Source organism: Shewanella profunda (assembly GCF_023283765.1).
Taxonomy (GTDB): Bacteria; Pseudomonadota; Gammaproteobacteria; order Enterobacterales; family Shewanellaceae; genus Shewanella; species Shewanella profunda.
The window spans coordinates 214,487-221,735 of record NZ_JAKILG010000001.1; the positions used below are offsets into that span (position 1 = coordinate 214,487).

Below are 7,249 nucleotides of genomic sequence, written 5' to 3' on the forward strand. Positions count from 1 at the left end.
ATCTTAAAGTATTTGGCGTACTTGGGTGCGATGATACAGTATTTTCGATAGGCGCTGCATCGCAAAGGCGAGACTTAAGCACCAAATGGTTGTTCGGCGTAAAAGAGCGTACTCATAAATAACAAGGAACGCTTAGCGCGTTCCTTGTTATAACCTTTAGCCTAGCCGATTAGATGCATTAGTGTCGTTTGCGGAAAATAACAATCACAACGGCAACTACAGCTAAAATCATGCAGTACCAAGCGTGTGAAACGGCTGCTAGAGGCGTGATGCTAAAGGTGGATGCGATAAGCAACGCTTGGGCGCCATAGGGGATTAGTCCTTGGATAATACAGGCAAAAATATCCAGTACACTGGCGGCACGTTTTGGACTGACGCCATGTTTTTCGGCCAAATCCTTGGCAATATCACCAGTAACAACGATAGAGACTGTGTTATTGGCAACACAAGAGTTAGTCACTGCAACTATGCCCGCCATGCCCAGTTCAGCGGCGCGGCATGAGGCTTCACCCTGTGCCTTTGAGAAACGGACAATCAGCTTTTCAATTTGCTGACTAACAAAGGCGAGGCCACCTTGTTGTTGCATCAGCGCCGCTAAACCACCGACCAGCATAGACAGAATAAAAATTTCCTGCATATTGCTAAAACCCGCGTAAATATCCTTACCAAACTGGATAACGCCGTAATCCATAGTCAATAAACCTGTCATACCCGCAAGCAAAATACCGAGGGTCAAGACGACAAACACGTTCAAACCCGCTACCGCTAAGATCAAAATGGTCATATAGGGGAGCACTTTAATCAAATCGATATCTTGTGTTGCTAAGTCTGCTTGGCCTTGGCCAGCAAACACAAAGGCAATTAAGGTCAGTAATGATGCTGGGATAGCAAAAATCAAATTCTCGCGGAATTTATCTTTCATATCACAGCCTTGAGTGCGGGTTGCTGCAATAGTGGTATCTGAGATGATCGAAAGGTTATCGCCAAAGAGTGCACCGGACATCACAGCACCCGCCATTAGGGCATAGTCGATTTGTGCTTGGTCGGCAACACCTAATGCAATCGGGGCGACTGCCGCAATAGTCCCCATTGAGGTTCCCATGGCCGTTGCAATAAAGGCTGCGATCACGAAGAAACCGGGTAATAGCAGGTTTGATGGAATTAAGGATAAACCCAAGGCGACAGTGGCATCGACACCTCCAGTGGCTTTGGCAACGGCAGCAAAGGCACCTGCAAGTAGATAAATCAAACACATAGCAATAATATTGCTGTGGCCGATACCAGAAATAAAGGTATCAATTGATTGGTTTAATTTCTGTTTTGATAAAATCAACGCCAGAATGATGGCGGGTAAAATGGCGATAACACTCGGTAATTGGTAGAAGGCAAAATCAACCCCCTGACTTTGAAAATAGACGCCAGCGCCAATAAAAAGACCGAGGAAAACAAATAGCGGCAGCAGGGCAATAAAAGATGCAGGGCTATTTGGTGAAGATGTTTGTGCTGAATGGCTCAATGTTGTCTCTCTTTTTTCTCAGAGTTTTATCCGCGGGATCCTTGGCAGTCAAACTCGCTTAAATTTCGTGCCGCATCGGCATCATATCCTAGCAACTTGAGGCGAAGCATATTTGATCCCTGTTAAGCTGTCAATTTGGACGTCTAGATGTTTTTACTTCCATTGTGAACTGTTGGTTATTAGCAGGTTGTTTAAAATCATTGGATTTACTTTTTTGCTTTTTAAATTAGGGACATTTTTACTGTTTGGAGAGACTGGAATATGAGAGGTACATACCCCTGAGTATGGGGGTTTTGTGAACTTTTACTGATGTGTCCAAGGGGAAACCCCAAGGACACACCAGGGATAAACTTAAGCAACTTTAAATCGCGCCACTTCTTTTTGTAGATTGCTGCAAATAGCTTTAGTGTTAACCACTATTTGCTGCGTTTCTTGGATCACTAAGTTGCAGTATCTTGTTTTATCAGATAATTCAGTCAAGTTACGATTAATTTCTTCGGTCACATGGGTTTGCTCTTCGGTCGCAGTAGCCGTTTGGGTGGACATTTCACTGACTTTGGAGGTGGAGTTAAGGATTTCGTCCAATGCATCTTGAGTTTGACTGGCAAGGGTCACTGTCGATGTAGTAAGAGTAGCGCCCGACTCAATGCTTTTAACCGCATCATTTACCCCACGTTGTAACTCTTCAATCATGCGCTGAATATCTTGGGTAGATGTTTCAGTGCGACTCGCCAGCGTTCGCACTTCATCGGCGACCACGGCAAAGCCTCGCCCCTGTTCGCCAGCGCGAGCGGCTTCAATGGCAGCGTTAAGCGCGAGTAGGTTGGTTTGTTCTGCAATAGAGCGGATCACATCAAGTACGGAAGCAATATTGGCCGAATTTACTGAAAGTTTTTCAATCACAGTAACTGCATTTTTAACGGATTCAGAGAGTTGTTGGATATGGCTAACTGACTGTGACAGAATATTTTTGCCTTCAATTGTCTGGTCATTGACCTTAGTGATCTCAGTTGCGGTATGCAGTGCATTACTTGCCACTTCTCTTACGGCCGCACTCATTTCATTCACTGCGGTGACAATAGTCTCGACAAATTGCTCTTGCTCATGACTGATATTTATCGTTGTTGTAGATTTAGTCGCTAGGCTTTCAACGGTTTCGCTTACATCCTTGGTTTGGCTAATAATGGCGATGATCATTTGTTGTAGCTGCGCGACAAACTGATTAAAAGCAGTCGCAAGCTCACCGATTTCATCCTGGCGTTTGATGGGGATCCTTTGGGTGAGGTTACCATCACCATCCACAATATCATTGATCCTGTCAGTAATATCCTGAATGGCATTAACGATGATTTTGGGGCCAAAGTAAGCCAATAGAAGAGCGACAATGGCAACTAAGCTGGCGATAGTAACCGATATTTGAATTTGCGTTGTCGCCTGTTCGGATGTCTGTAAATCCAGCTCTTTTACCCTATTATCCGCAGCCTCGCCTGCGGCATTGTAGATATTTCTTAAGGACTTAAATTCTTTTTGTGCTTTGCTTGCTTGTATTTGTCTTGCAAGTTCAACATTGTTATTTCTCACGGCATTAATGACTTCAGATGAAGCTTGATACCAGAGAGAGAATTGTGCTTCAAAACCATTGGTTGATTGCATTACTTGGGAGTGGTTTTGGAGAATTTGTTTAAACTCCGCCATTCGATCCCTTGCTTGGTCGACATTTTCCTGCCAGTTGTCGATCTCGCTTTTGCGGTCATCGGCGCTTAGGCTTTCTGTGAGTAACATTTCTTGACTGAGTTGAGCCTGATATAGATCGCGATCCGCATTCAAAATTGCTGAAATGGCAGGGTTAAACTGTTGGCTAAATTCCTGCATTTGTTTAAGAGTGGCTCTATTTTGCATGGCTCCCGTAATCGCCATAACAATGAGTGCCGTCGCCATAATGATAAACATGAGGGAAAACTTAACGCGAATACTGTTGAACATAGAGATATCTCCATTGATAACTTACTCAATAGTTTAGTTGTTATTTAGAGATTTGCTTCCACAGCGGCAGATTGTATTTATGGTGGATATAGAGCAGAAAGCCTCGACTAAAAGCATCGAGGCCTATTATCTGGGATGGCGTTATTCTGGACAGGCTAAGGTTGAAACAGCCTTAGTTTTAGGTTTTATTTGTACTAACATCACCCCAAAAATGACCATAGATCCACCAATGTAGTGATAAATCGCTAAGGTCTCATTGAGGATTATGGCCGCGAGTATGGCTGCCAAAATCGGCATTAGGTTAAAAAACACGCTAGTACGGTCCGCTCCGAGCCGAGCAATACCATTGATCCAAGCCCATGGTGCTAACAGTGAGGCTCCGATAGCGGCATACATAATAAGCGGTGCCGATTGGTTGGTAATTGCTATGCTAGGGCTACTAAAGAGTAGCGGTGTGAGCATAATTACCGCGATTAGCCCTTGAATATAAACCGATTCCCAAGTCGATAATGGCAGTTGCCAGCGTTTAAGTAACACACCATAGAGTGCATAAACAAAGGCACTAAAGAGCAATAATAAGTCACCCTCGGTTATCCCTATGGCAATATCCAATATATTGCCGTGACTGAGCATAAAAATTAACCCAAACAGTGAGACTAACATTCCACTAAAAGCCAATGGCGAGAGTCTTTGTTTTAGCAGTGGTACGGCTAAAAACAGGCTGATCATAGGGACAAGTGAGGTAATTAACGCCATATTTGTGGCTGTTGTAGTGGCAGCGGCAAAATAGGCCAAACTCTGATTGAGCACCATACCAAGCAGTGCCAAGGTGACGAACTTGGGCAATAGGGGTTTTATCTGTTGGCGTTTTTGCCATACAGAAGTCACCACAAAGGGAGTTAAGAGTAGCATCGCAAAAAACCAGCGGTAGAAAGCAATCGCTTCTGGATCAATAATCCCAAATGAAAGTTTGTTGACGATAGCGTTACCTGCCCAAATCACTACAGCTAGCAGGGGAAATAGATACAGCATGGCCTTACCTTAGTGTATTGACTTTAGGGTCGACAAAATCAAAGTGGTCGCTATTATCGCTGGTCAGTTATGATACAAATATCGCTTATAAGACAAGGTCAGTTCCTATACGGACAGAGTTGCTATTTTACTGTCTTATTTTCCGTATTGGTTTGTGGTTATCGCTAGAGGTAAAAATATAAGATGCAAACGGTTTTCCATCCCTTACAGCTTGAGCAAGAGCCGCTTGCCGATATTTTCTTCAACTATGAAGCTTTTGTGCCAAATACTGTGACGCCTAAACATCAACATACATGGGGGCAACTACAGTTAATTAGCGGTGGAATTATGGAGTTGTATGCTGCAGGACAGCGATTTTTATCCCCTTCGCAATATGCGATTTGGGTACCCGCCGAGATTGAGCATGAAAGTTATACTCGCCGCAGCATCCATTATTGCTCAATGAATATCACGGTGAAAAGATCACAAAATCTCCCCCTTGAGCCCTGTCTTTTGGCTTTAACTGCCATAGCTCAATCGATAGTAAATGACTTGCGTGAGCGGCAAGTCAAAGTGGCAGAAACCTTAACAGATAAGCGCTTAGTTGAGGTCTTGCTCGATCAACTGACTTTAGGCCAAGTGTTATCGCAATTTATTCCAACGGCGACCGATAAGCTACTACAGCCACTCTTGCAGGCGCTTGAAGCCGATCCTGCGAGTCCAAAGACCTTTAAAGCTTGGGCGGGTGAGTTACATACCACGGAGCGCACCTTAGCCCGTCGCTGCCAAGAGGTTCTGGGCATGAGTTTTACCGAGTTAAGGCAAAGGCATAAGTTTATCTATTCATTACAATTATTGCGTCAGGGGCTCGCGATCAAAGAGGTGGCGTTGACGCTCGGCTACAACCAAACTTCGCCTTATATCGTGATGTTTAAAAAATATGCCCAGTGCTCACCTGAACAGTATCGCCGCCGCGTGAGTTAGTACAGTTGCGCAGTTAGTACATAAGTAGGTTAGTACATAAAGAGAGGATATTGAGATAGTGCAGTAAAACGTGAAATAAAATAGGGTACCAATTTGATTTGGCACCCTATTTTTGGCCTATTTAAAGAGATAATTTAAGGGTTTTTACATTGTTGGATAAATTAGTCAGATGCTTTTTGGCGGTTCCGTTTATCCTGACGTTTCTCTTTTAAGGTCTTCATTGGCGGTTTTTTTACTTTTTCTTTACTCATGGTTTTTGACTCCAAAGTGAAGTAACTATTCAAATCCGCGCCGCAATTCGGTTTCAATAGTTGAACTCAATTTTTATTTCAGGCTTAAATTGAGATGTTCCATTTAGCAAGATAAATAATCTATTTAACACCAGAAGCTTTAAATGTACTCCTTAGCAATTTTTACCTCTTACACTAAAGCGCTGCCATGACTTTTGAGAGTGAGATTTTGGTAAAAATGGTTAAATGAAAATTAAGTTACCTTGAGTAAATGTCGCGGCTGGTTAATGACTTCAAAATAATATCTCCTTTTATTTTTCATGTTAAATTATACCGCTATTAAGTATCACCAATAGCGAGTTAATAGTATGTTGCCACTGAGTTGAACATACTGGGTCCATAAAATAAAATGCTATAAATACTTTGTCACTACATGGTTTTACTTGATACTTTTTGGGGGAAACCCACATCCTTAATCATAAAAAGTACAGGTTTACCTAAAATATTCACCTGTGCCAGTTCCCCTTGGGTTCGTCCAAGTAGGCTCGCACCTAGGTCCGATATCACCGAGAAGCGACCCGCACTGGGTTTATGTTTCTGCGGATATACCAGTTCTACTTGGTATTCCTGCTGATCCTGCAGATTAATCAAACATATCTGGCGTCCAACAGTGATCTTATTGCTTGAAGTGTCATTCTTTAAGTATTCGAGTTTAGCTATCACTCCTGCCAATGTCGTTGGACGTAGTGAGGCATTAAAACTGTTCTGTAGATAATAGGTTTTGGTTTTTAGCATAAAAGATTGAAAAAGATCGCTAAAAAAAGAATAAGCCATTACTGCCTCTAAATAACGAAGTTAAAATATAAATAGAATGATCTTTAAATATTATTCTATGTGTTTAAATTGGTTTTAGATATTCTGCCGAGCGCTAGTTGCGCTCGGCTTAGACTGGGCATTTAAGCAGGGCGGGATCATACTTTGTTAACTAACGGAAACTTTTAGGCTTAAACAGGATCAGAGCAAGCATGTTATGCTAACGACCTATTCCCTATGTCACTGTTTGAACACTTGAAACTCATCGAAGACCCTCGCTCTCACATCAACCTAGACCATGATTTAGTTGATATTATTTTTCTTGTTTTAGCCTCAATCGCTTCAGGCTGTGATGGCTGGCAAGCTATCGAAGAATTCGGCAAAGAGAACCTATCTTGGCTACGTAAACATCGAGATTTTGACAACGGGATCCCGACTCGGCATTCCATTGCTCGGATCATTAAAGTTATCGATACCGAAATACTGGTGTTAACGCTCTTTTGTTGGGCAAATAGCTTAAGAGAGGCCTCATCCAAGCCATTAATCGCTATCGACGGCAAAACGTTGCGGGGTGCAGTTAATCAACATGGCGCTAAAAATGCGCTACACCTCGTTTCGGCCTTTGATACCGAACAAGGAATTGTGCTGTATCAGCAAGATACACAGACCAAAGGTAACGAAATCGCAACGGTTCAAGCGCTGTTGCACATGT

Annotated in this window: 6 protein-coding genes; 2 read left to right on the top strand and 4 right to left on the bottom strand. The window is 42.8% G+C overall.

The window, feature by feature from the left end; translation table 11 throughout:
• Nucleotides 1-178: 178 nt before the first annotated feature.
• From L2744_RS01050 to L2744_RS01060, 3 genes are all read right to left on the bottom strand, one after another.
• Nucleotides 179-1,516 (bottom strand): Na+/H+ antiporter NhaC family protein, encoded by a 1,338-nt coding sequence (locus tag L2744_RS01050; RefSeq protein WP_248990305.1) that lies wholly within the window; start codon nt 1,514-1,516, stop codon nt 179-181.
• A gap of 351 nt (nt 1,517-1,867) precedes the next feature.
• Complete coding sequence (locus L2744_RS01055; RefSeq protein WP_248990306.1) at nt 1,868-3,499, bottom strand: methyl-accepting chemotaxis protein; 1,632 nt, start codon at nt 3,497-3,499, stop codon at nt 1,868-1,870.
• Nucleotides 3,500-3,640: 141 nt separating this feature from the next.
• Nucleotides 3,641-4,531, bottom strand: coding sequence for a DMT family transporter (locus L2744_RS01060; RefSeq protein ID WP_248990307.1), 891 nt, complete (start codon nt 4,529-4,531; stop codon nt 3,641-3,643).
• 183 nt (nt 4,532-4,714) lie between these two features.
• Here L2744_RS01060 and L2744_RS01065 point away from each other — a divergent pair, with 183 nt between their 5' ends.
• The gene (locus tag L2744_RS01065) at nt 4,715-5,494 is read left to right on the top strand and encodes an AraC family transcriptional regulator (RefSeq protein ID WP_248990308.1); all 780 of its coding nucleotides are present in this window, start codon (nt 4,715-4,717) and stop codon (nt 5,492-5,494) included.
• A gap of 659 nt (nt 5,495-6,153) precedes the next feature.
• On the opposite strand, the gene L2744_RS01070 is transcribed toward L2744_RS01065, so the two are convergent.
• Entirely contained in the window at nt 6,154-6,558 is a 405-nt protein-coding gene (locus tag L2744_RS01070) for a GreA/GreB family elongation factor (RefSeq protein WP_248990309.1), read from the bottom strand.
• A gap of 216 nt (nt 6,559-6,774) precedes the next feature.
• Here L2744_RS01070 and L2744_RS01075 point away from each other — a divergent pair.
• Nucleotides 6,775-7,249 (top strand): ISAs1 family transposase (locus L2744_RS01075; protein WP_248990310.1); only part of this gene is annotated, 475 nt, incomplete at its 3' end.

Coding starts and splice junctions, on each gene's coding strand:
- L2744_RS01055 (WP_248990306.1), bottom strand. CDS start 3,499: ATGTTCAACAGTATTCGCGTTAAGTTTTCCCTCATGTTTATCATTATG.
- L2744_RS01060 (WP_248990307.1), bottom strand. CDS start 4,531: ATGCTGTATCTATTTCCCCTGCTAGCTGTAGTGATTTGGGCAGGTAAC.
- L2744_RS01065 (WP_248990308.1), top strand. CDS start 4,715: ATGCAAACGGTTTTCCATCCCTTACAGCTTGAGCAAGAGCCGCTTGCC.
- L2744_RS01070 (WP_248990309.1), bottom strand. CDS start 6,558: ATGGCTTATTCTTTTTTTAGCGATCTTTTTCAATCTTTTATGCTAAAA.